The organism is Novosphingobium mangrovi, assembly GCF_022818885.1.
Lineage (GTDB): Bacteria > Pseudomonadota > Alphaproteobacteria > Sphingomonadales > Sphingomonadaceae > Novosphingobium > Novosphingobium mangrovi.
Window position 1 is genome coordinate 1 of the sequence record NZ_JALHAT010000008.1, and the last position, 22,672, is coordinate 22,672.

The following is a 22,672-nucleotide window of genomic DNA, read 5'->3' on the forward strand; positions in this document are numbered from 1 at the left end:
GCCCAGGCGGCCCATGCCGACGCGGCGCCGGGCGCGAGCGCGCCGCCGACAATCGTCGTGACCGGACAGCGCACCGAAGACACCAAGTCCTACACCGCCGAGGAAACCAGCATTTCCATCGGCCTGCCCATCTCCCCGCGCGAGACACCGCAGACTGTGACGGTCATCACCCGCCAGTTGCTCGACGACCAGCAGATCGAGACCATCGACGATGTACTGGCCACAGCGCCGGGCATCACCTCGTACCAGAATGACAACGCGGGCCGCACGACCTACCGCGCGCGCGGCTTCGACGTCAGCAACTACCGCATCGACGGGATGCAGGTGGACGGCCAGTCGAACTTCAGCGGCGGCGGTGCCTCGACCAACATGGACCTCTACGACAGCGTCCAGATCGTGCGCGGCGCAAATGGCCTGCTGGGCGGTACCGGCGATCCGTCCGCAACGATCTACCTCCAGCGCAAGCAGCCGGGCACCGAGCTTGGCGCCAGCGGCAGCCTGGTCCTGGGCAACTGGGACAAGCGGCGTGTCATGGGCGATCTCAATGCGCCGATTACCGCCGATGGCAACGTGCGCGGCCGCCTCGTCTTCAGCGACGAGAGCACCGACACCTTCCGCGAACGCGAACATGCCGATCGCCGCGCAATCCTCGCCAACTTCGCGGCCAACCTCACCCCCACGACCGTGCTGAACGCCGGGGTGCAGTACGAGCGGACGGTCAACAAGGGTTCCTCCTGGGGCACCAACGTCTCGATCTGGTTTGCCGACGGCACGCTGGCCAACCTGCCGCGCAGCACCAACCCGGTCGCCGACTGGAGCGTCTCGCGCCGCAAGGCGACCACCGCCTTCGTCAATCTCGACCACCGCTTCGCCAACGACTGGCACGTCAAGATGGGCTACGCGCGCACCGACAGCAGCGCCTACAACAACCTCGGGATCGCCAAGATCAACCGGGGCGGCAGCGGCTATGCGGGCTTCTGGAACCAGGATGGCACCGGCGCCTACCTCAACGCGATGCACTCGGAATATTCCGAGGACCGTGACAACGTGGCCGTGACGCTGAACGGACCGCTGCACCTGTTCGGCCGCGAGCACCAGCTCATGTTCGGCTTCAACGGCTTCTGGAGTGAGAGCACCAGCTGGACCTTCGACGGAGACCTGGGCAACTGCACCATTGGCGGCGTTCCCACGTTCCGGGGCTGCCAGTACCGCGCCGAGGGCCTGCCGATCGACGACTGGCGCAGCTGGGACGGCTCCTACGCCAACTTCGAGACCTTCCGCACCGATGCACGCGGCATCGACCGCACCCGCAACATCGGCGGCTATGCGGCCGGGCGCTTCTCCCTCGCCGACGGGCTGACCGCCATCGTGGGCGCGCGCATCAGCGACTACAAGACCAGCGGCGGCGACTACGACATTGCCAACATCTACACCGCCGACACCGACCCGACCCACGAAAAGGGCGTCTTCACCCCTTACGCCGGGCTGGTCTACGACGTCACCGACACGCTCTCGGTCTATGCCAGCTACACCGATGTCTTCACCCCGCAGGGGAACTTGCGCGACGAGGACGACCGGCTGCTGCCGCCCGTCACTGGCTCGAGCTACGAAGCGGGCATCAAGGGCGCCTTCTACGGCGGCAAGCTCAACACCTCGCTCGCCTTCTACCGCAACGAGCAGAGCAATGTGGCGGAGAACACCGGCGAACTCAACGAGGTAACCGGGCTCGACATCTACCGTACGGTCGACGGTGTCGTCTCCAAGGGCATCGACTTCGACGCCTCGGGCGAGCTGCTGCCCGGCTGGAACGTCTTCTTCGGTTACAGCTACCTGGACGTCAGTGGCCTCAGCTACCAGCGCGACCCGCACAGCCAGTTGCGCCTCTCGACCAGCTACACGCTACCCGGCGCGCTCGACCGGCTCACCATCGGCGGGGGCATCACCGCCCAGAGCAAGACCGAATGGTCGACCAACCCGGGCCGGCCGCTTGGCGATGGCACCTACGATGACAGCAACCTCGATGTCTCGGGCTACACGCTGGTCAACCTCATGGCGCGCTTCCAGGCGACCGAGAACATCCAGATCTCGGCCAACGTCACCAACCTGACCGACAAGACCTACTACCGCCAGTTCGGCTTCTACGATGGCCTCATCTATGGCGAACCGCGCAGCTACAGCGTGACCCTCCGGGCCAAACTCTGACCCGGATCAGGAACTTGGCGTATCCTGGGGCAAGCCCCCCAGCCCCGGGATACCTTCCGCTTCAGTCCGCCATGGCCTCGCGCCGACAGGGCCAGGGCCGCTGCGCCGGGCGCGCCTTCTCGTACCACGCCGAGGCGCGCAGGACCGCCATGTCCTCGAAGCGGCGCCCGACGATCTGCAGCCCGATGGGCAGGCCTTCGCGGGTGTAGCCACAGTTGATCGAGCTCGCGGGCTGTTCGGTCATGTTGTAGGGAACGGTGAAGCCGATGTGCTCGAAGGGGCGCATCGGATCGTTCACCGGCGAGGCCAGCTCGGCCGGGAACGCGGGCATCGGGGCCACCGGGCTGAGCAGCAGATCGTAATCGTTGTATGCGCGCCCGCGCTCGCGCATCTGGATGATCTGGTCGAAGCCGGTGTAGACCTCCATGCCGTCGTAGTGCGCGGCAGGCTCCACCCACTTGCGGATGTACTCCAGGATCAGGTCGTACTTTTCAGGCGGCAGATCGCGCATCTCGGCGTAGAAGCGCGCGCGCCAGAAGCGATCGAGGCCATCGAGCATGTCCGGCGTCATGAACGGTTCGACCGGTTCGACTATGGCCCCGCCATGTTCGAACAGCCGCGCGGCCTCGGTGACGGCCTCGGCAACTTCGGGCTCGGTCGGCGAACCGCAGCCGGCTTCCAGCATCAGGCCGATGCGAAGGCCCGCCACGTCGCCCTCAAGCTGGCGCCAGGGCAGCTCCTGGTAGGGCAGGTCCATGAAGTCGCGCCGGTCGGGCAGCGAAAGGTGCGTCATCATCAGCGCGGCATCGGCAACCGTGCGCGTCATCGGCCCCGCGACGCGCCCGATGTAGGGCGGATCGATGGGGATACGCCCGTTGCTGGGCTTGTGCGCGAAAATGCCGCACCACCCCGCCGGCAGCCGGACCGAACCGCCAATATCGGTGCCCACGTGGAAGGGCCCATACCCTGCAGCAGCGGCGGCACCTGCCCCCGCACTCGACCCGCCGGGATTGCGCGAAAGGTCCCAGGGATTTCGCGCCAGCTTGTGAAAGCTGGAGAGGCCCGACGACAGCATCCCGTAATCGGGCACCGTGGTCTTGGCGAGAAGGACCGCGCCCGCCTCACGCATGCGCTGCGCGGGCGGCGCATCGTGGGTCTGCGGGGTCATGTCGCCTGCCGCCGTGCCCACGGGCTTGGGCGTTCCCTTGGTGGCGATCAGTTCCTTGAGCGTCACGGGAATCCCGTCGATCACCGAGAGCGGCGCGCCCTTGTGCCAGCGCGCTTCGGAGGCCCTCGCCTGCGCGCGCACGGCCTCGGGCTCCAGCGCGTAAGTTGCGCACACGTGCGGCTCCAGCCGCTCGGCCCGGGCCAGCACGTCCTCGGCGACCTCCACCGGGGAGAGCGAGCCCGCAGCAAAGCTCTCGGCCAGCTCCACGCCTGTCAGATCGGCCAGTTCCTCTTTCATCGCATCGCTCCGCTGCGGGGCGGCGCTCCTGGCGTCCGCCCCCTGGTTTGGTCCCTCTCCCGTGTGCAGACCGTCTCAGGTCTCAGGCCCTTTCCGATCTCAGGCCGTGGTCGGGATCAGGAAGGCGTTGCCCTTGTCCGCGTCCGGGCCCGGCCAGCGCTGGGTCACCGTCTTGACGCGGGTGAAGAAGCGGAAGCCTTCCTCGCCGTACTGGTTGTGATCGCCAAAGGCCGAACGCTTCCAGCCCCCGAAGCTGTGGTAGGAGACCGGCACCGGGATCGGCACGTTGATGCCGACCATGCCGACCTCGACCTGCATCGCGTAGTCCCTGGCCGCGCCGCCATCGCGGGTGAATAGCGCGACCCCGTTGCCATAGGCGTGACGGCTGGCAAGGTTGATCGCCTCCTCCAGCGTGGTCGCGCGCACCATCTGCAGGACGGGCCCGAAGATCTCGTCGCGGTAGGACTGCATTTCGGGCGTCACGTGGTCGAACAGCGTCGGGCCCATGAAGTAGCCCTCCTCATAGTCCTGGAGCGAGAAACCGCGTCCGTCGACGACAAGCTCGGCCCCTTCGTCCACGCCCATCGCGATGTAGTGCTCGATCTTCGCCTTGTGCTGGGCGGTGACGACGGGGCCATAGTGCGCCTCGCGGTCGCTCGAGATACCCACGCGCAGGTCCGCGATGGCCGCGACCAGCTTTTCACGCAGCAGGTCAGCGGTCGCCTCACCAACCGGCACCACGACCGGCATCGCCATGCAGCGTTCCCCCGCCGAACCATAGGCCGCACCCATGATGTCGGAGACGGTGCGGTCCATGTCCGCATCGGGCAGGACGATGCCATGGTTCTTGGCGCCGCCCATCGCCTGGACGCGCTTGCCCTGTGCGGTTCCGCGTGCGTAGACCGCCTGCGCCACGTCGGAGGACCCCACGAAGCTGATCGCCTTGATCGCGGGGTGATCGGTGATCGCTTCCACCATCACGCGGTCGCCGTGGACGACGTTGAGAATGCCATCGGGCAGGCCCGCTTCCTTGGCCAGTTCGGCGAGGCGCAGGGGCACGGACGGCGCGCGTTCGGAGGGCTTCAGGATCATCGCGTTGCCCGCAGCAATGGCCGGGGCGCTCATCCACAAGGGGATCATCGCGGGGAAGTTGAAGGGAGTGATGCCTGCCACGATGCCCAGCGGCTGGCGCATCGAGTAGACATCGATGCCCGGCCCCACGCCGCTGCTGTATTCGCCCTTCATCAAGTGCGGCGTCGCGCAGGCGAACTCGACCACGTCGAGCCCGCGCTGGATATCGCCCTTGCTGTCGTCGAAGACCTTGCCGTGCTCGCTGGAGAGAAGCGCGGCCAGTTCGTCCATGTGCGCCTCGATCAGCGCCTTGAAGGCGAACATCACGCGCGCGCGGCGCTGCGGGTTGAGCGCGGCCCAGGCGGGCTGCGCGGCGCGGGCAGCGGCAACGGCAGCTTCCAGCTCGGCATCGCTGCCGAGCGGCACCTGCGCCTGCACCGTGCCGGTGTTGGGATCGAAGACGTCGGCCATGGCGGTGCCGTCCCCGGCGCTGTGCGCGCCGGCGATGAAGTGGGGAATTGTGCGCATGGAGAAATCCGTTCTCGCTGAAGATCAGGGGGTGGATGAGGACGCGCGGCCGGTATGGGCCTCGCGCAGGAGCGGAATGACCGCGCGCGCACCGATGCGCGGCGCGGCCAGAGTGACGAGGGCGAGGACCGCGACATTGATCGCAAGGCCGATCACCCCGACGTTGAGCCCACCAAAGGTCCAGCCCGCCGCCTTGAACGCCAGCATCGCGCCATCGGCGGCAAGGATGCCCGCGATCAGCGCGCGCGCTGGGACACGCGGGAAGAGCATGGCCGCAACCAGTCCGGGCAAGGTCTGGACGATGCCGAAGTAGAAGACGTTGTTGAGCGTCGCGATCAGCTGCACCGAGGTCTCTGCGCCGACGAGCGAGAAGATCAGGAAGGCCGCAATCACCACCTTGGACCAGCGCTGCTGCGCCGTGCCATCAAGGCTGGGCACCAGGTTACGGGTGATGAGCGGGCCGATAGCGAGGCACACGCTGCTCAGGATCACGAGCCCGGAAAGCGCAACTGCGGCCATGACCAGCCCCACCACCCAGTCTGGCAGCAGCGCAATTGCGGTCGAGAGGAACACGAAGTCGGGTTCGGGCGGTACGATCCCCTGCCCCTTGGCGTAGTAGGCCACCATCATGAGGAGCGGGAACATCAGCATGTAGATCGGCGCGACGATCTGCGCGCGCTGGATCGCGCGGGGCGAATTGGCCGAGAAGATGAACGCCCAGTTCTGGGGGATCATGCAGAAGCCCACGGCCTGGAGCACGATGGTGGATATCGCGAAAACGAGGTCGGGCCGGGTCGGCTCAGGGATCGTCTCGGCAAGACTGACGGGCATCGTCGGCTCGGCATTCCAGGCGGCGAGCGCCACGAAGCCGACCAGCAGGATCGAGGCCATCATCAGGATGTCCTTGAGCACCGCCACGAAGGCCGAGGCGCGAAGCCCTGCGATCACGACATAGGCAAAGGTCAGGAGCCCCGCGAGGCTGGTGAGGAAGATCGAGCGGGCCTCGGGCGCAAGCCCTGTAAACACCAGCTTCAGCCCCAGGAACTGCATCGTGCCGATGGGAACGAGCAGGATGATGGAGCTGAGCGTGATGAGGATTTCCAACCCCCGGCTCTCGAAATGGTCGCGGAAGAAGTCGGGGATCGTGGCCGAGCCGTAGAGCGCGCCCGCCCGCCAGATCCAGGGCCCCACAAAATAGATGCAGGGCGCGGCAATCAGGATGTAGCCGAAGAACCACAGGACAAAGCCCTCGCCCCCTGCATAGACCCCGCCCGGAAAGCCCAGCATGCTGGCGATGGAATAGGTCTCGCCCACGGAGAGGAAGAAGAACAGGATCGGCCCGAACTGCCCGGAGGCCACGAAGAACTCACGCGCATCGGGGTTGGAATGCCCGCGCCGCGACCACAGCGCGATACCCAGCGAAAGCGCCATGACGGCGATGAAGACAGCCAGCATCACAGGCTATCCCCCTCAGAGGACGTACCGTGGCCAGGCACATCGTCGCGGTCACTCGCCGCGCCCCCGAAGCGGTAGCAGATCAGCAGGCACAGGCTGGTGAGCGGCGCGCAGGCGAAAAGACACCAGCTGCTCCACGAGATGCCCAGGAACCGTCCGGCCGAAGCCGGCACCAGCAGCGCCGAGGCCAGGACCAGCGCAAGCGGCAGGGCAATGCCCAGGAGCGGAGGCCACCAGGGCATCGCGCCATCGGGCATCTCGGCCGCGCGGCGCGGTGGGATACCACTCATGCGCCGGACCTTTGCGAATGGGAGAGTGAAACGGAGCGCCAGATCACAGCGTCAGGTCTTTCCAGGCCTTGCTGTCAGCGCCTGGCGGCGTGCTGGCTTCAAAGACGCCGCGCGCGATGGCGCGGGCCAGCGTATCGGCGGCAACGGCGCCTGCACGCAAGACCGCGACGGGACGCGGCCCCTTCACCTCGACCCGTCCGGTCGAGATCGCGAAGACGACATCGCCATCAAACGGCGTATGGATCGGACGGATGGCCCGTGCCATGCCGTCCTGCGCCATCATGGCAAAACGCTTCATCTCGTCAGGCGTCAGATCAAGGTCAGTCGCGACGCAGGCAATGGTGGTGTTTTCCTTGGCCGCAGGCGCCTTGGTATAGCCCCACTCCTCGGGCGAGGCGTACATGGCGCTGGGAGGAAGTCCGCCGAATTCATCGCCGATCTCGAAGGGGCTCGCCCAGAAGTTGCGGGTGCCCGGCGCCACGGTCGAGCCCATCGAGTTGACCGCAACGATGGCGCCAACGGTGGAGCCGTCGCTGACCAGCGTCGAGGCCGAGCCAAGCCCGCCCTTGAGGCCGCCCGCCTGCGCGCCATAGCCCGCACCCGCCGTGCCCAGCGCAAAGTCCGCGTCCACCGCTTCGAGCGCGGCGATGCCCAGCGCGCGGTACGGCGGCTCGGTGCCCCACCCTTTGTCCCCGCCATTGGCGAGGTCATAGAGAATGGCCGAGGGGACGATGGGCGAGACCGGGACGCCCGGACGCGCCATGCCGCCATAGCCGATGCCCTTCGATCCCAGCACGGCAGCCACGCCATCGGCCGCTGCGAGGCCATAGGAGGACCCGCCCGAAAGCACGATGGCGTTCGCGGCATGGACAAGGTTGTGGCCTTCCAGAGCGTGGCTCTCACGCGTGCCGGGGCCTCCGCCGCGCACGTCGATGGCGGCGGTCGAGAGCTTGTCGGCGAGGATCACGGTGGTGCCGGTCCGCACCTTCACGTCCTGCGCGTTGCCAACCGTCAGCCCGGCCACGTCGGTAATCAGATTGCGCGCGCCGGTGCGTCCGGTGCTGCGCAGGGCATTGTCCTGCGCGAGAAGCGGCGCGGCGAAGGCGAGGCCTCCAAGGCCAGCGGCGCCCATGAGTACGTTGCGACGGTTCATTTCATCTCCTCGACCCGGCCGGGAATGCGGCCGCGCGGTCGGTTGTAGTCCAGCATCGCCTGCGGTGCCTGGCAGCGCGCCACCATCTCGCCCACCACCTCGCGGCGCTTGGCGTGCAGGTCAGTCACCGAAAGCGGGTTTGCACGATAGGCCGCAACTTCCTGCGACGTATAGGGTTTTGCAAGCCTCGAAGTGGCTGTCTCTCCCAGGTCGAACATGACGTAGTTGAGAACATCCGCCAGATCCTCGTCCGACAGGCGCGCGAACATCACGTTGGGAAGGCGCCCTGCGAACGATCGGCTTTGCGGCGTGCACAGGAAGAACCCGGCGCGGCCTGCCAGATCGGGCACGTTGCGGGCGACCGAGCGCCCTTCCAGCCCGTGGCATCCCCCACAGCGCTCCACGAAATTCGAACGTGCGCTGCGCGGGAAGGCCGGGGGCGCGGCATGAAAGGTGTCCTCCTGCGGACTTCGTGCCATGGCCGCGTAGGCCCCGCTCGCCAGCAGCGCCGCGCCGATCAGCGCGCGCACCACCATTCGTACGGCCGGAACCGTCACGAGCAGGCCCTTTCTTCCCCCGCAAGCCCCTCCGTCATACCGGCCCGACGAGCGCGGCCGTGGAGCAGTGGTAACTCATCGACTTGGTGCCGAAGCACCAGATGATCTCGTTGTCGGCCATCGGGCGGTAGGCGGGCATCTCGCGCTCGGTCCCGTCGCAATGGCAATCGGTCTGGCACATGCTGGCCCCGCAGCAATCGCGGTAGGCGATGAGGTAGGAGCGCCCGTCCTCGGGGTTGCGGCAGGTGCCGACCCAGGACGTTGGCGAAGCCTCGGTGCCCGGCGGACAGGTGTGGATGCCGCCCCCGCAGCAGGTACACAGAGCGCCGTCGATGGCGCAGTAGCGCCAGTAGTTGCACTGCGTATCGTCCTTGGTCTGCGCGGTGCGCGCAAAGTTGCTGAGCGGCACGTCCGCGTCCTGCGCGCGGGCCACGGGCAGCACCGGGAAGAAGGGGGCAAAGCTTGCCGCGCCGCCGATCTTGGCCAGAAGCGAGCGGCGCGAGGTTCCCTTGGCCAGCCCGCGTGAGAGCTTCTCGCTGGCGCTGTCGATGAGTTTCCAGTTCATGGGTGCATTTCTCCTTGCAGGGCGCGCCTTACTCGGCGGCCTCCAGCGCCGGGGCGCGGCTTGCGCGCAGGTAGCTCTGCACGTTGGCGTGACCGGTCTCGTGCGAGACCAGCAGGCTCTCCAGGTGTTCGCGGCTGTTGACGAGACCGCGTGCAACGACCTTGCCCGCGTCATCGAGCAGGATCGCGTGGGGCAGCTTGGCAACCGCGAAGGCCATGCCGACCTCGGGCCCGTTGACGAAAGTCTGGCCTGCAAGGCCATGGCGCTCAATCATGCGGCGCTGCTCGTCCGGGTCCTCATCCCCCACGAAGACGAGATCGACACGCTCGTCGCGCGCCACGTCGAGCGCAATGGGGATGAGCTTCTTGCAGATCGGGCAGGACGGCGCGACGAAGAGGAGCAGGCGCAGCGAACCTGAGGGAAGCGCGCCGCCGATCTCGATGGTGCCGCCACCCAGAAGATGGCCGGGCATGACGGGAGCCTGCTCGCCCGCCTGGGCTCCTTGCGCGGTGGCGAGCGCACCGACGGGGGCAAGGCGTTCGTGAAGGACGCCGATCTGGCGGGCCAGCGCCAGGATCACGAAGGCCATGGCGATGACCAGCATCCAGAGCAGGACAAGGGCAGTGGTGACAAGAAGCATCGGTCAGCCTCCGACTTGGGGGCGGGCGCGCCGAGCCGGAAGCGCCCAGAAGATTTCGAGAATGTGGAGCAGCACCGCGCCCAGCATACCGGCCGCAAGAGCCACGAGGAGCGCGAGCCCCTGCGCCATGGAGGCAGGCGCGAGCCCGCCAATCCCCGCCGAGCCGGTCAGAAGCGCTGCCCAGACAAGGTTGCGCACGACCATGCCGGCACGCAGCGGCTGGCGCAGCTCATCGCCTCGGCAGCCGCAGTCGATATGCGCACGCCCGCGGCTGATGTTGATGGCGATGGCCCCTGCAAAGAGCGTGAGCAGCAGGGCCGCACTGAAGGCCGCAAGCGAAGCCGTCAGCGGGACGAGAAGCGCTGCGGCGAGCGCCAGTTCAACCCACGGGAGCAGCCCCGCCACCACGCCCACCAGGGGGCGCGGGAGCAGCTTGTAATTGGCGACCACGCCCGCGAAGGCCGAACGGTTGCGCAGCTTGGGAAGCGCAGCGCCCACGAAGAGCAGCGCCGTTCCGAAGCGCAGGGCCCCTGCCCCGGTGGCAAGGAGAAGGCCTGTGTCGAGCACGCTCATGGCATCGGAGTGACCGGCACGACCGATCCCACGTTGCTCACCAAGGTCTTCTCGCTGCGATCAAGCGCATTGAGGACTTTCAGGCCACCATCCTCGGTGATCAGGTAAAGCAAGGGCTCGGCATCCTGGCTGACCTCAACCGAGGTCACCGGGGTCTTGAGCGGCACGCGCTCCACGACCTCGCGTTTGGTCAGATCGACAACCCAGAGCTGTGTTCCCTTTTCCTTCTGCGTCCAGTGCTCGCCCGGGTGCATCAGCACGAAGAGCAGGTTGCTGGCATGGTGCCAGGCGGAAACCACGCCGCCGCCCGGACGCCAGGCCAGTTGCAGGTCATCAGGGCGCGCCAGTTCAAGCCCCGCAGCCTCCTGGATCGGCCAGGCGGCAAGTTCCTTCGGGTCCTCCAGCGACACCTCGTGGATCACCCCGGTGTAGGACAGGAACACCCCCTTGCCCGCCTTGGGATCAATCGCGGCTTCCTCGAAGAGAGGATCGTTCTCCGCATCGAAGAACGCGGCCGAGCGCTTGAGCTCCAGCGCCTTTGCGGTATCGACCGAGCCGATCGAACCGTCGCCGCAGATGACCGCGAAGCCGGTCTTTCCCCAGGCCATGGCGTGGGCGCAGCCGGGGGTGTCGACCACCTGCACATCGCCGCTTGCAAGGTCCACCACGTTGACCGAGGCCGACGGGTCGAAGTTGTACATGTAGGCGCGCGCACCGTCGGTGCTGATCGAGAAATTGGTGCGGCGCGGAACCATGAAGACCCGGCCCGGCAGGGTAATCTCTTCCTGGAGGTTGAGCGTCCTGCCGTCATAGACACTGATCATGTCCTGACGGGTACCCCGGTTGCCCTTGGTCCAGATCGTCTCGGCCACGTAGATGCGCGACTGGTCGGGCGCATAGGCGATGTTGGCGAGGCCACCGAGCGACACGGTGCCCAGGAGCTTGCCGTCCTCACCGTCGCGGATCTGCGCGCCGCCCGACCCGAAGCCGCCCGCCAGCACCAGCCGGTGCGGCCCGGGCGCGCCCATGACCGCCACGTCGCTGACTTCCTCTTCGAGCGGCGGCGGCAATTGGCCTTGCGCGGCCATGCCCGCACCCGGGAGTGCAAGGACCAACAGGGCCGATGCAAGGCGAAGTGATGTCTTGATGTGCATGAAACCCCCGTTCCTGCGAATGCAGCGAGTACACATCGAAGGCGGTTTGGTAACAAGACTGTTTTTTGCACTGCAACCAATATGAAATATTGATCATCCTCAAAGCGTCACATAGGCTTGTCCCATTCCAGACAAAACGACTGGGGCCGCACCAGAACAGATAAGGCCAGTGCCCCTGGAACAGGGAGTTACCTTACATGAAGGACGAAGTAGGCGTGCGCCTGCGCGCCGTGCGCGAGCGCAAGGACATCAGCCAGAGGGCCTTGGCCAAACTGGCCGGCGTGCCCAGCAGCACGATCTCCCTGATCGAGGGCGGACGCACCAACCCCTCGGTCGGATCGCTCAAGCGAATCCTCGATGCGATTGGCATGACACTGGGCGAATTCTTCAACCTTGACGTGACCGAGGACCGAAGCATCTTCTTTAAACGAAACGATCTTTCGGAAATCGGACGCGGTGGCGTCAGCTATCGCCAGGTCGGCCAGAGCGGCAGTTCCTCGATCCAGATGCTCTACGAAACCTACCAGCCGGGCTCGGAAAGCGGGCGGGTGATGCTCACCCATGAAGGCGAGGAAGCGGGCGTCATCATCTCGGGCAAACTGGAAGTGACCGTCGATGACGAAACCCGCGTGCTGCAGGTGGGCGATGCCTATCTCTTCTCCAGTCAGCTGCCCCATCGCTTTCGCAATACGGGCAAGGAACCGTGCATCGTGGTGAGCGCCTGCACCCCGCCCAGCTTCTAGAAAAAGTCCCAGGCGCTGATGCAACTTGCTCAATATGCTGATCGCCAAATTGCAGAAAAGTCTATTTTGCGGTGCATTGCCGCATGTTTTTTGCAACGCAAGAAATAGACTTGTCGCAGCGGCGCAATTGCCATCACTCTGTCATCAATTGCTCAAGCATAGGATGCCAGTTCTGTGGACGACCTCGCGAATTTCTGGATGCCCTTCACCGACAACCGCGGTTTCAAGGCGACACCGCGGCTGCTCGCCTCGGCCAGCGGCTGCCACTACCGCGACGCCAAGGGCAACGAGATCCTCGACGGCACCTCGGGGCTGTGGTGCGTCAATGCGGGGCATGCGCGCGGCCCTATCGTTGCCGCCATCCGCGAACAGGCCGAGGAGCTCGACTTTGCGCCGACTTTCCAGCTCGGCCACCCCAGGGTGTTCCAGCTCGCACAGCGGCTGGAGACGATCTTTCCCAAGGGCATCAACCGCTTCTTCTTCGGAAACTCGGGCTCGGAGGCCGGCGATACGGCACTGAAGATCGCCTACGCCTACCATGAGGCCCGCGGCGAACCGGCGCGCAAGCGCATCATCGGGCGCCAACGCGGCTACCACGGCGTGGGCTTCGGCGGCATTTCGGTGGGCGGCCTGCCCAACAACGCGCGCGGCTTTCCACTGCTGCCCGGCTTCAGCCACCTTTCCGCCACGCTCGACATCGCCAACAACGCCTTCACGCGCGGCCAGCCGGACACCGGCGCCGACCTCGCCGATGAATTGCTCGGCTTCATCGAGGAGTTCGGCGCCGAAACCATCGCGGCGGTCATGGTCGAACCGATGTCGGGCTCGGCCGGGGTGCTCGTGCCGCCCAAGGGCTACCTCGAACGCCTGCGCGCGATCACGCAGGAGCACGGCATCCTCCTCATCTTCGACGAGGTGATCACCGGCTTCGGGCGTCTGGGCGCGGCCACGGCAGCGCAGCGTTTCGGCGTCACGCCCGACATCATCACCACGGCCAAGGGCCTCACCAACGGGGCGGTCCCCATGGGCTGCACCGCCGTGCGCCAGGACATCTACGACGCTGTCACCCAGGCCGCGGCGCCAGGAATCGAATTCTTCCATGGCTACACTTATTCCGGCCATCCGCTGGCCGCCGCCGCCGCGCTTGCCTCGCTCGATGTCTACGAGGGAGAAGGTCTGTTCGAGCGCGCCGCCTCGCTCGAAGAGATCTTCGAGGACATCTTCCACGCCCTTTCCGATGCGCGCCACGTGATCGACGTGCGCAACCTGGGGCTGGTGGCCGGGATCGAACTGGCCCCGCGCGAGGGCGCACCCGGCGCGCGCGCGATGGAACTGTTCCACGCCTGCTTCGATGCCGGTGTCCTGATCCGGGTGACAGGCGACATCGTCGCGCTGTCGCCGCCGCTCATCGCCACGCCCGATCACTTCGAACGGATCGCGGTCACCATCGCCGACACGCTGGCGAAAATTCACTGATAAAAAAGCGAAAACACCACTATGGCCTCCGACCGCGAGACAGAGGGTTGCGGTCGAAGGCTCTTGGGAGAGGCCTGAAACGGGGGGGAAACGCAATCATGCGTTCACCAAATACAAGGGAGCTGACATGAAGACGTATTTGGGTCGGACGGCAATCGGCGCGATCGTGGCTGCCACGCTCTGCGCGCCCGCCTATGCACAGGTATCCGAGAGCGGGGACGGCAGCATCGTCGTGACCGCGCAGCGGCGTGAACAGAACGCGCAGGACGTAGGGATCGCGCTCAGCGTCATCGGCAGCGATGAACTGGAACAGCGCGGCGTCACCAACGTCAACCAGCTGCAGGACGCGACGCCCAGCCTCGAGATCGAGCCCGCCTTCGGCGGCGGCGCGGCGCAGTTTCGCCTGCGCGGCGTGGGCTTCCAGGACTACGCCTCGAACAACTCGCCCACCGTCGGCGTCTACGTCAACGAAGTCGCGTACCCGGTGCCAGTGATGACGCAGGGGCTCATCTTCGACGTCGCGCGGGTAGAGGTTCTGCGCGGGCCTCAGGGCACGCTCTATGGACGCAACACCACGGGCGGCGCGGTCAATTTCACCACCAACAAGCCGACCGACCACTTCACCGCGGGCGGCATGGTCGAGTATGGCCGGTTCGATGCGCTGCGCGGCGAGGCCTACGTCTCGGGTCCGATTACGGAGGGCATCAACCTGCGCGTCTCGGGCGCCACGCAGCAGGGCGGCGCCTACCAGTACAACCGCGACACGGGCGAGGACATCGGCGATGCCAACCGCTGGGCGGGCCGCGCGCTGCTCGCCATCGAGCCTGTGGGCAGCGGCTTTTCAGGCCTGCTCGACTTCCACTACGGGCGTGACAAGTCAGATGCCATCGGCCTCTACCTCCTCAACGACCTGCCCACGCAGGCGGGCGCGGGGCCAGTCATTCCCGCCGACACCGACCGCTTCGCGACCGGCTGGGGCCTCTCGCCGCAGCTCCTGGCGGACACCGAACTTTCGGTGGGCGACGTGCCGGGTGTCGACAACGAGACCTGGGGCGTTTCAGGCAATCTCTCCTACGACTTTGGCAGCGTGACGCTGACCAGCGTGACCGCCTACGACTGGCTTCACCGCGAACAGTTCGGCGACTGGGACTCCTCCGCCTCCGTTGAAGCGGACACCTTCTTCGGCAGCGACGTCGACGTGTTCGCGCAGGAAGTCCGCCTCAGCAATTCGCAACCCGGTCCGCTGACCTGGGTGGTGGGCGCCTACTATTCGCAGCAGAACCTCGACGAGCGCTACTACTCCGACTTCGTCGATGTCTATGGCACGTATGCCCGCGTGAACTATGCGCAGAAGGTGGAATCGATCAGCGGCTTCGGCCAGCTCGAATACGCCTTCTCGCCGCGCTTCAAGGCCATCGCGGGGCTTCGCTACGAGTACGAGAAGCGCCAGCTTCAGGGCTTCGGCTCGGCCTTCGGCGGCGCGCAGGCCCTCCCGCCGACCGACGTCACCACCTCGATGAAGCCGCTGACTGGCAAGCTCGCCTTCGAATTCACGCCGAGCGACGACCTCCTGCTCTACGCCTCGGCCAGCAAGGGCACCAAGTCGGGCGGCTTCACCACCTACAACACCGGCAACGAGAGCGGCATCGAGCCCTTCGCGCCTGAAACGCTCTACGCCTACGAGGTCGGCTTCAAGGCCAACCCCTCGCGCACCTTCCAGATCAACGGCTCGTTCTTCTATTACGACTACCGCGACCAGCAGGTGCTCTCGGCGGTCTGGGGCGACAACGGCGCGGTCGGGCGCTTTGCCAACGCGCCCAAGTCGAGCATCTGGGGTACCGAGCTCGAAGTGGTCGTGACCCCCATTGAGGGCGTCACCGTCACGCAGTACGTAGGCTACAAGAAGGGACGCTACCTCGAGTTCTTCGATCTCGATGTGCCGGCCTCGAACCTGGTGGGCGAAGCCGTCTACACCGACCGCGCGCACACCGACATCCCCTTCCCCAACCTCTCGCTGGGCGGCTCTATGCGCTATGCGATCCCGATGGGCGACTACACGCTGACCCCATCGGCGACCTACTCCTTCCGCGAGGAATACCCCTCGTGGCTGGGCGAGACCTTCGACATCGCGGCCTACTTCGTGGTCAACGCCGAGGTACAGTTGGCGCCCACCAACGGGCCCTGGACGCTCAGCCTGTGGGGCCGCAACATCTTCAACGAAGAGTACGACCTCACCCGCAACTACTTCACCAGCGCGGACATCGCCCAGCCCGCGCGTCCGGTCAGCTACGGCGTGCGCTTCAGCATCGACTACTGATCCGCACCCTTCAGCCGTCCCAACCCCAGGCCCCGCATGTCCGATCCGACATGCGGGGCCTGTTGCGTTCGGGTATCTTCGTTCCACGCGCAGAAAGGCGTTGATAGACATGGGTTATGGGCTGCCCAAGTCTTGGCAGCACGGGCTTTGCCGCCTTCTGGTATCCCTCTTCCTTCCCCCCTCCTGCAGACCGACAAGGATCCCCCCGCCCGATGCTGAAAGCCTGGTTCAAGACCCCGCTCTGGAAACGCGTCCTTGCCGCCCTTGTTCTGGGCATCGCGGCAGGCCTTGTGCTGGGCGAGCAGGCGAACGCGATCCGCTGGATCGGCGATCTCTTCATCCGCGCGATCAAGATGCTGGTGGTGCCGCTCATCTTCTTCTCGCTGGTCTCCGGGATCACCGCGGTGGGCGACATCGGGCGCCTGGGCAAGGTGGGGGGACGCGCGCTCCTCCTCTTCATGAGCACCGCGCTCATCTCGGTCTCGCTGGGCATGGGGCTCGCCACGCTGGCCCAGCCGGGCGAGGGGCTGTCCATTGCCCTTCCCGCAGGCAGCGCGGTGCCCGAAGCGCCCGACCAGTCGCTCATCGCGATGATCGTGGGGCTCGTGCCGGAAAACCCGATCATGGCCATGGCGCAGGGCTCGATCCTGCCCGTCATCGTCTTCTCGGTGCTCTTCGGCATGGCCATCCTTGTCTCGGGCGAGGAGGGCAAGCCGCTTGCCAGGGCGATGAACGCGGGCTCGGTCGTCATGCAGAACATGACGATCTTCGTGATGGAGCTGACGCCGCTGGGCGTCTTCGCGCTGATCGCCTGGGTAACGGGCACCTTCGGGTTCGAGGCGCTGGTGCCGCTCTCCAAGCTTGTCGGGCTCAACTACCTGGGCTGCGCAATCATTCTTGGCATCGTCTACCCGCTGATCCTCAAGGGCATCGCGCGCCTCCCCGTGCGCGATTTCTACCGCGGCATCATCGATGCACAGGCCGTTGCCTTCTCCACCGCATCCTCCAACGCGGCACTCCCCGTCACGCTGCGCTGCGTCGAGCGGAACCTCGGCGTTTCCAACTCCATCGCCAGCTTCACCGTGGCGCTGGGCGCAACGATCAACATGAACGGCACCGCGATGTACCTGGGCGTCATCGCGCTGTTCGGCGCGCAGGCCTACGGCATCGAACTGAGCTGGTTTTCCTATGTGATGATCGCCCTCACCTCGACGCTCGGCGCGATCGGCGCGGCGGGCGTGCCGGGCTCTGGCCTCGTGATGATGAGCCTGGTTCTTTCCTCCATCGGCGTTCCGCTGGAAACCATCGCTTTCGTCGCGGGCATCAACCACCTGCTCGACATGGCGCGCACGATGACCAACGTCACCGGCGATGCCACCGTCGCGGTCGCGGTAGGCCGCATGGCGGGCGAGATCGACGTCGAGGAATATATCTCGGCCGACGACGTCTGAGGAAGAAGGCAGGCAATTCACCCCTTGCCCCCGCGATGGGCGACCTCACGTTCCCCGGGCCAAGGCGGCGCACGAAAGGTGAGGTCGACCGTTCGGGGAGCCCGAGTGCAATAGCCCTCGGATTCTCTCTCTTACCCCCTTCAAAAAAGAGGCGCTGCATCCCCGTGGACGCAGCGCCTCTTCTTCTATGACCTGCCCGGTCTGGGGGTGGGTGGGGTCACGCCAGGCAGGCCACCGCCTCGATCTCGACATCCCCGGCAACAAGGCCGGAGATAACGGTGGATCGGGCGGGAAAGGGGTCGCCGAAGACCTCGCGGTAGACCGCATTGAAGCCGGCCATGTGCGCCGCATCGGTCAGCCAGGCGGTCACCTTGACGACCTGGTCGAGCCGCGCGCCTGCCTCCGCGAGCACAACTTCCAGGTTCGCCAGCGCCTGGCGCGTCTGGACGGTGATGTCACCGGACACGATTGCGCCGTCGGCGCCGCGCGGCAGCTGGCCCGAGGTGAAGACGAGATCTCCCGCGCGGCGAAAGCGGCTGAGCGGGGGACGGGTCGGCGTGGTCATGGGTAAAGTCCTTCCTTCAAGGTGTCTCGTGGGTTGCGGCCAGCACCTGCCGGGCAACGCGTTCGCCGCAGCCCGCCGCGAAAGTCCAGCCCAGCATGCCGTGCCCGATATTGAGGAAGATCCGCGCGCCCGCGCGCCGCACTTCGGGCACGCTGTCCGGGCGCATCGGACGCAGGCCTGCCCAGCCCTCTCCGGCTTCGTCATACCGCGCGGCATGGGGGAGCCCTGCGCGCGCGCCCTCGACCAGCGCCCGCAGCCGCGCCGGATCGACCGCCGTATCGTGCACGCCGAGTTCGGCCAGCCCGGCAATCCGCATGGTCTCGCCCAGACGGCAGAACACGATCTTGCGCGCGGTGTCGGTGAGGCTGACGTGCGGAGCATGGGCACCGAGCGGTGCCGTAAAGCTGTAGCCCTTCATGGGCTGGATCGCCGCGCGAATGCCGAGCGGGGCAAGATAGGCGGGCGCATCGATGCCCAGGCACACCACCATGCGGCGCGCGCGGATGGTTCGCGGCGAGCCCCACTCGGGGATCGTCACGCCGTCGGGCGACACCATCGGCGTACCGGCGGTAAAGTCGAACTGCGCGGTGACGCCGTAGTCGCGCGTAAGCACCTCCAGCAGGCCACGGCAGAAGAGATAGGGATCCCCCACTTCCTCCTCCGGCGTCCAGAGCGCGCCGATGAAGTCGCCCGCCTCGGTGAGCGCGGGTTCGATCTCCCGAGCCTGTGCGGCCCCGACGACATGCTGTTCAAAGCCGGCCTCGCGCTTCATCTGCGACACCTCCTCGGCTCGCGCCAGCGCCGCGCCGTCACGGAACAGGTGCATCTTGCCCGGGCGCGCGTGATGGAAGGCGAAGGGGTGGCGCGCGCGCAGCTCGGCAAGGGCGACCTGCGATTCCACGCCCAGTTCCAGTGCCACCCAGGTCTTCTGTGAAAACCGCGCCGCGGTGCAATTGCGCAGGAACGCGAGGCCCCAGCGCAGGAACTCGGGATCAAGCGAGGGGCGCACGCGAAACGCAGGGTCAAGCCCGGCCAGCATACCCGGCATCTTGCGCCAGAGCGAAGGCTGCGCCAGCGCGTCGGTATAGGCAAAGCTGAGCTGCGCGCCATTGGCAAAGGAGGTTCCCCGCCCCGGCTCGCCTGCACGCTCGACCAGCGCCACGCGAAGCCCGCGCCGCGCCAGCGCATAGGCCGTGCACAGCCCCACGACGCCCGCGCCGAGCACGGCCACATCGACCGGCGCGTCCTCGTCCGGCGCCTTCGCAGAGCGCGCGCGCGGCTCTCCCTTCGCGGATCGCGAATGGTCCATCTCGTACCTCGTCCTATCGTGTTCGGCCCCGGCAAGGGCCTTGCCGCGCGTCCTGCGCAGAGCGTGGCTCAGGCCGGGCACGTACCCGGTGTCGGCGCGTGGCGCAGGGCCTTGCCCGCCGCGATTCCCGTCGGCTTGCCCTCGCGGATCGCCTGCTGGCCATTCACGAAGAGCGCATCGACGCCCACCGTCAGTTCGCGCGGGGAAACGTAAGTCGCGACCGGCCGGTAGCCGTCCGGATCGAAGACCACGACATCGGCCTTGTACCCTGGCTTCAAGTGCCCCCGATCGGTCAGCCCGAACATCTCGGCGGTCCGTCCCGTGCTTGAATTGATGAAGGTCGCAAGGTCGATCACGTGCTCGGCCTTCACGTACTTGGCGTATTTCTGCGGGAAGTTCGCGTACATGCGCGGGTGGCCTTCCGAGCCGTCCGAACTGGTGACGACCCAGGGCTGGCGCATGAATGCGGCGATGTCGCGTTCGGCCATGTTGAAGGAGACCAGCTTGCCCGAACGATCCCCGTCGCGAATGATACGCACCGCGGCGTCGAGCGGGTCCAGCTCCCAGCGCGCGGCGATCTCATCGAGACGCATCGCGGTCCATTCGTGCCCGGGGTGGGTCAGGAGCAGCGCGTGCGGGCCGCCCCGGCGGCGCATGTTCTCGGTCATCTCCGCCTTGATCCGCCGCAGCGTTGCCGGATCGTCGAGGCGCCTCAGCAGCGCTTCGCGCCCGCCGTCCTGCGCCCAGCCCGGCAGGAGCGAGGCCTGCAGGCTCGTGCCCGAGGCCTCCCAAGGGTATTGATCCGCGGTCACGTTCTGGCCTGCCGCACGCGCTTTCTCGATCTGCGCGATGATTGCGCCGGAAGTCCCGTGAACGTCGACGCCCAGCACCTTGATGTGGGCGAAGTGGACCGGCAGGCCCGCCTCGCGCCCGATGGTGATGGCCTCCTCCACCGACTTTTCGATGCCGATGGTGTAGGTGGCCTCGTCGCGCTGGTGGGTGTCGTAGATCCCCCCGCGCTTTGCCGCCTCGCGGGCCAGCGCGGTCACTTCACCGGTCTTCGAGAAGCTTTGCGGAGCGTAGAACAGCCCCGTCGAAAGGCCGAGCGCGCCCTCGCACATGCCCTTGGCGACAAGCGCCTGCATGCGCTCCAGTTCCTCACCTGTAGGCGCGCGGGCATCGTTGTCCAGCACCGCGCGGCGCACCGGACCAAAGCCGACGTAAGCCGCGACATTGGTCCCGAAGGTGCGCGCCTCGACATCGTCGAGGAAGGCCTTCACCTCGGGCGTCCCGCCTCCGTCGACGCCTGTGAAGATCGTCGTCACGCCCTGCATCAGCCAGGGCAGGTTGAGACGGCCTTCGCCCCCCGCACTTTCCAGGAAACGCTGGGCGTGGGTGTGCGGATCGATGAAACCGGGCGCCACGATCTTGCCCGTGGCATCGATGACGCGGGCGCCTTCGGGCACGCTGCGCGCCGGGCCGACATAGACGATGGCATCGCCGCGCAGCACCACGTCGCCTGTCACGGGCGACGTGGAGGCGCCATCGTAGATCGTCCCGCCCCGGATCACGGTCAGGGTGCCATCCGGCTCGTGCCCATCACCAATGGCAGCAAGCGGTGCGAGCGCGGCGGCACCTGCCAGCAGGCCAAGCGTGGCTTTTCGCAGCGAGAGTGTCTTCATCGCGTCTTCCTTTCATCGCCGCGCAGCAGCACAAGTTCGCCCGAACGTCCCCGGCTGAGGGTCAGGCGCGCCGGGTCCCGGGTCGGGACAAGCCGCATCGGACCTGCATGGAACGCGCCGTCATCCTGGGGCGCAAAATGCAGTCCGCGCGGGCTCTCCACCAGCGGCGAGGCGATCGTGACGGCAAGGCCCTCCCCCTCGCGTGCCAGCGTATAGTCGGCGTTCAGTTCCTTGGAATGGTAGGTGCCCGATGCGGGCATTTCGGGCATGCCGGGCCGACGTACACCGGCCGCGTCCAGCGCCTTTTCCAGCGTCGCGCTCGCCTTCCAGTCACCCCGGTTGCACAGGAGCGCAAAGGACTGCCCGCGATCGGGGAGGCGCAGATAGGCGTGCTTGAAGGCCTGCGCCGAGCCGCCATGCGTGACGATCCGCTCACCACCCTTGCGCCCGATATGCAGGCCGCCGCCGTAGGCCAGACCCTTGCCATCGTCGAGCACGCTACCATCGGCCAGCCGCCCCGGCGTCAGGAGGATTTCGGCGACTGCGGGTGTCCAGACAGAACCGCCTTGCGCAACTTCGCGCTCCCACGCAGCCAGATCAGCCAGGGAAAGCATCAGCCCGCCCGAACCCGAAAAGCGCGGGAAAGTATCGCGCGCGACGAAGTGATCGCCCTCAGGCAGATACCCGTGGGCAAAGGTCCCCGCCACGGGGTTCGCGTTGTCGAGGAAATAGGCGTTGGGCATGCCCGCCGGGCGGAAGATCGCCTCGCGCGCATAGTCGGCAAAGGACTGGCCCGAGACGCGCGCGACGATCTCGGCCAGGAGCAGGTAGCCCCCGTTTGAATAGCTGTAGGCGCTGCCCGGCATGAAGGCCGTATCCTGCTGGCGGAAGAGCAGGTCGAGCGCCTGCGCGCGGCTCGCCTCACCCACGTCCTCCATGCCCGCAAGGCGCAGCAGCGCGAGGAAGTCGCGGATGCCCGAGGTGTGGTGCATCAGCATGCCCACGCTGACCGGACGCGCATAGGCGGGCAGCTCGGGCAGATACTGGCGCACGTCATCGTCCAGCGACAACTTGCCCTGCTCCACCAAAGTCGCCGCGGCGAGCGCGGTGAACTGCTTGCTGAGCGACGCCCCATAAAAGAGCGTGTCGGCATCGAGCGGACGGTGCGCGGAAAGATCGGCCTCCCCCTGCGCGACAAGACGCACCATGCGTCCATTCTCGAAGGCGCCGAACACACATCCCGGCTGCGCGCGCCTTTCCGCTTCGGCTCCACCGGAAAGGACGGCGCGGATCGCGGCCTCTCCCTGGGGCTCGGCCGCCGCGCCGCCTGCTCCCAGCAGCGCCAGCGCCCCGCAGGTCACGTGGGCTAGCGCAGCGATGCGGGAACGGGACGAACGAAGGGCAGTCACATCAACACCTTTTACAGGCAGGGCAAAGCGGGGCTGGCAAGGGCACGGCGTTGGTGTGCCGCCTCGA

The 22,672-nt window shown here is 66.7% G+C and carries 19 protein-coding genes; 5 read left to right on the forward strand and 14 right to left on the reverse strand.

Annotation, left to right across the window (positions count from 1 at the left end; genetic code table 11):
- Positions 1-2,202: TonB-dependent siderophore receptor (locus MTR65_RS07095; protein WP_243798559.1), on the forward strand; the 2,202-nt coding region annotated here is incomplete at its 5' end.
- A gap of 61 nt (positions 2,203-2,263) precedes the next feature.
- Here MTR65_RS07095 and MTR65_RS07100 read toward each other — a convergent pair.
- The 10 genes from MTR65_RS07100 to MTR65_RS07145 form a co-directional block, all read right to left on the reverse strand.
- A complete protein-coding gene (locus MTR65_RS07100; protein ID WP_243798562.1) occupies positions 2,264-3,667 on the reverse strand; it encodes an amidase in 1,404 nt (467 codons plus the stop codon).
- 99 nt (positions 3,668-3,766) lie between these two features.
- Complete coding sequence (locus MTR65_RS07105) at positions 3,767-5,266, reverse strand: CoA-acylating methylmalonate-semialdehyde dehydrogenase (RefSeq protein WP_243798565.1); 1,500 nt, start codon at positions 5,264-5,266, stop codon at positions 3,767-3,769.
- A 24-nt stretch (positions 5,267-5,290) separates the two neighbouring features.
- Positions 5,291-6,721 (reverse strand): sodium:solute symporter family protein, encoded by a 1,431-nt coding sequence (locus tag MTR65_RS07110; RefSeq protein ID WP_243798567.1) that lies wholly within the window; start codon positions 6,719-6,721, stop codon positions 5,291-5,293.
- Positions 6,721-7,011 carry a hypothetical protein gene (locus tag MTR65_RS07115; RefSeq protein ID WP_243798570.1) on the reverse strand — a complete coding sequence of 97 codons (291 nt, stop codon included), beginning with the start codon at positions 7,009-7,011 and terminating at the stop codon, positions 6,721-6,723. The genes MTR65_RS07110 and MTR65_RS07115 overlap by 1 nt, the downstream gene beginning before the upstream one ends.
- Before the next feature lie 43 nt (positions 7,012-7,054).
- A complete protein-coding gene (locus MTR65_RS07120; protein WP_243798572.1) occupies positions 7,055-8,164 on the reverse strand; it encodes a P1 family peptidase in 1,110 nt (369 codons plus the stop codon).
- Positions 8,161-8,721 carry a c-type cytochrome gene (locus MTR65_RS07125; RefSeq protein WP_243798575.1) on the reverse strand — a complete coding sequence of 187 codons (561 nt, stop codon included), beginning with the start codon at positions 8,719-8,721 and terminating at the stop codon, positions 8,161-8,163. Before MTR65_RS07125 ends, MTR65_RS07120 begins: the two co-directional genes overlap by 4 nt.
- A 34-nt stretch (positions 8,722-8,755) precedes the next feature.
- Entirely contained in the window at positions 8,756-9,286 is a 531-nt protein-coding gene (locus MTR65_RS07130) for a methylamine dehydrogenase light chain (protein ID WP_039388406.1), read from the reverse strand.
- 28 nt (positions 9,287-9,314) lie between these two features.
- Entirely contained in the window at positions 9,315-9,926 is a 612-nt protein-coding gene (gene mauD / locus MTR65_RS07135) for a methylamine dehydrogenase accessory protein MauD (RefSeq protein WP_243798577.1), read from the reverse strand.
- 3 nt (positions 9,927-9,929) lie between these two features.
- The gene (locus MTR65_RS07140; protein ID WP_243798579.1) at positions 9,930-10,499 is read right to left on the reverse strand and encodes a MauE/DoxX family redox-associated membrane protein; all 570 of its coding nucleotides are present in this window, start codon (positions 10,497-10,499) and stop codon (positions 9,930-9,932) included.
- Complete coding sequence (locus tag MTR65_RS07145; RefSeq protein WP_243798581.1) at positions 10,496-11,653, reverse strand: amine dehydrogenase large subunit; 1,158 nt, start codon at positions 11,651-11,653, stop codon at positions 10,496-10,498. The genes MTR65_RS07140 and MTR65_RS07145 overlap by 4 nt, the downstream gene beginning before the upstream one ends.
- Before the next feature lie 197 nt (positions 11,654-11,850).
- Between MTR65_RS07145 and MTR65_RS07150 the strand changes: the two genes are divergently transcribed.
- From MTR65_RS07150 to MTR65_RS07165, 4 genes are all read left to right on the forward strand, one after another.
- Entirely contained in the window at positions 11,851-12,396 is a 546-nt protein-coding gene (locus MTR65_RS07150; RefSeq protein WP_039388413.1) for a cupin domain-containing protein, read from the forward strand.
- Positions 12,397-12,570: 174 nt separating this feature from the next.
- Positions 12,571-13,872 carry an omega-aminotransferase AptA gene (gene aptA, locus MTR65_RS07155; protein ID WP_243798583.1) on the forward strand — a complete coding sequence of 434 codons (1,302 nt, stop codon included), beginning with the start codon at positions 12,571-12,573 and terminating at the stop codon, positions 13,870-13,872.
- Between the two features lie 127 nt (positions 13,873-13,999).
- Complete coding sequence (locus MTR65_RS07160) at positions 14,000-16,189, forward strand: TonB-dependent receptor (RefSeq protein WP_243798586.1); 2,190 nt, start codon at positions 14,000-14,002, stop codon at positions 16,187-16,189.
- A 212-nt stretch (positions 16,190-16,401) separates the two neighbouring features.
- A complete protein-coding gene (locus MTR65_RS07165) occupies positions 16,402-17,640 on the forward strand; it encodes a dicarboxylate/amino acid:cation symporter (protein WP_243798588.1) in 1,239 nt (412 codons plus the stop codon).
- Positions 17,641-17,857: 217 nt separating this feature from the next.
- Here MTR65_RS07165 and MTR65_RS07170 read toward each other — a convergent pair whose 3' ends face one another.
- From MTR65_RS07170 to MTR65_RS07185, 4 genes are all read right to left on the reverse strand, one after another.
- Entirely contained in the window at positions 17,858-18,205 is a 348-nt protein-coding gene (locus tag MTR65_RS07170; protein WP_243798590.1) for a RidA family protein, read from the reverse strand.
- A gap of 16 nt (positions 18,206-18,221) precedes the next feature.
- Positions 18,222-19,514 carry an FAD-dependent oxidoreductase gene (locus MTR65_RS07175; RefSeq protein ID WP_243798593.1) on the reverse strand — a complete coding sequence of 431 codons (1,293 nt, stop codon included), beginning with the start codon at positions 19,512-19,514 and terminating at the stop codon, positions 18,222-18,224.
- A 68-nt stretch (positions 19,515-19,582) separates the two neighbouring features.
- Positions 19,583-21,196, reverse strand: a complete 1,614-nt coding sequence (locus tag MTR65_RS07180) for an N-acyl-D-amino-acid deacylase family protein (protein ID WP_243798595.1) — start codon at positions 21,194-21,196, stop codon at positions 19,583-19,585.
- Positions 21,193-22,605, reverse strand: coding sequence for a serine hydrolase domain-containing protein (locus tag MTR65_RS07185; protein ID WP_243798597.1), 1,413 nt, complete (start codon positions 22,603-22,605; stop codon positions 21,193-21,195). The genes MTR65_RS07180 and MTR65_RS07185 overlap by 4 nt, the downstream gene beginning before the upstream one ends.
- Between the last annotated feature and the right edge of the window lie 67 nt (positions 22,606-22,672).

Coding starts and splice junctions, on each gene's coding strand:
- MTR65_RS07100 (WP_243798562.1), bottom strand. CDS start 3,667: ATGAAAGAGGAACTGGCCGATCTGACAGGCGTGGAGCTGGCCGAGAGC.
- MTR65_RS07105 (WP_243798565.1), bottom strand. CDS start 5,266: ATGCGCACAATTCCCCACTTCATCGCCGGCGCGCACAGCGCCGGGGAC.
- MTR65_RS07110 (WP_243798567.1), bottom strand. CDS start 6,721: ATGCTGGCTGTCTTCATCGCCGTCATGGCGCTTTCGCTGGGTATCGCG.
- MTR65_RS07115 (WP_243798570.1), bottom strand. CDS start 7,011: ATGAGTGGTATCCCACCGCGCCGCGCGGCCGAGATGCCCGATGGCGCG.
- MTR65_RS07120 (WP_243798572.1), bottom strand. CDS start 8,164: ATGAACCGTCGCAACGTACTCATGGGCGCCGCTGGCCTTGGAGGCCTC.
- MTR65_RS07130 (WP_039388406.1), bottom strand. CDS start 9,286: ATGAACTGGAAACTCATCGACAGCGCCAGCGAGAAGCTCTCACGCGGG.
- mauD (WP_243798577.1), bottom strand. CDS start 9,926: ATGCTTCTTGTCACCACTGCCCTTGTCCTGCTCTGGATGCTGGTCATC.
- MTR65_RS07140 (WP_243798579.1), bottom strand. CDS start 10,499: ATGAGCGTGCTCGACACAGGCCTTCTCCTTGCCACCGGGGCAGGGGCC.
- MTR65_RS07145 (WP_243798581.1), bottom strand. CDS start 11,653: ATGCACATCAAGACATCACTTCGCCTTGCATCGGCCCTGTTGGTCCTT.
- MTR65_RS07150 (WP_039388413.1), top strand. CDS start 11,851: ATGAAGGACGAAGTAGGCGTGCGCCTGCGCGCCGTGCGCGAGCGCAAG.
- MTR65_RS07160 (WP_243798586.1), top strand. CDS start 14,000: ATGAAGACGTATTTGGGTCGGACGGCAATCGGCGCGATCGTGGCTGCC.
- MTR65_RS07165 (WP_243798588.1), top strand. CDS start 16,402: ATGCTGAAAGCCTGGTTCAAGACCCCGCTCTGGAAACGCGTCCTTGCC.
- MTR65_RS07170 (WP_243798590.1), bottom strand. CDS start 18,205: ATGACCACGCCGACCCGTCCCCCGCTCAGCCGCTTTCGCCGCGCGGGA.
- MTR65_RS07175 (WP_243798593.1), bottom strand. CDS start 19,514: ATGGACCATTCGCGATCCGCGAAGGGAGAGCCGCGCGCGCGCTCTGCG.
- MTR65_RS07180 (WP_243798595.1), bottom strand. CDS start 21,196: ATGAAGACACTCTCGCTGCGAAAAGCCACGCTTGGCCTGCTGGCAGGT.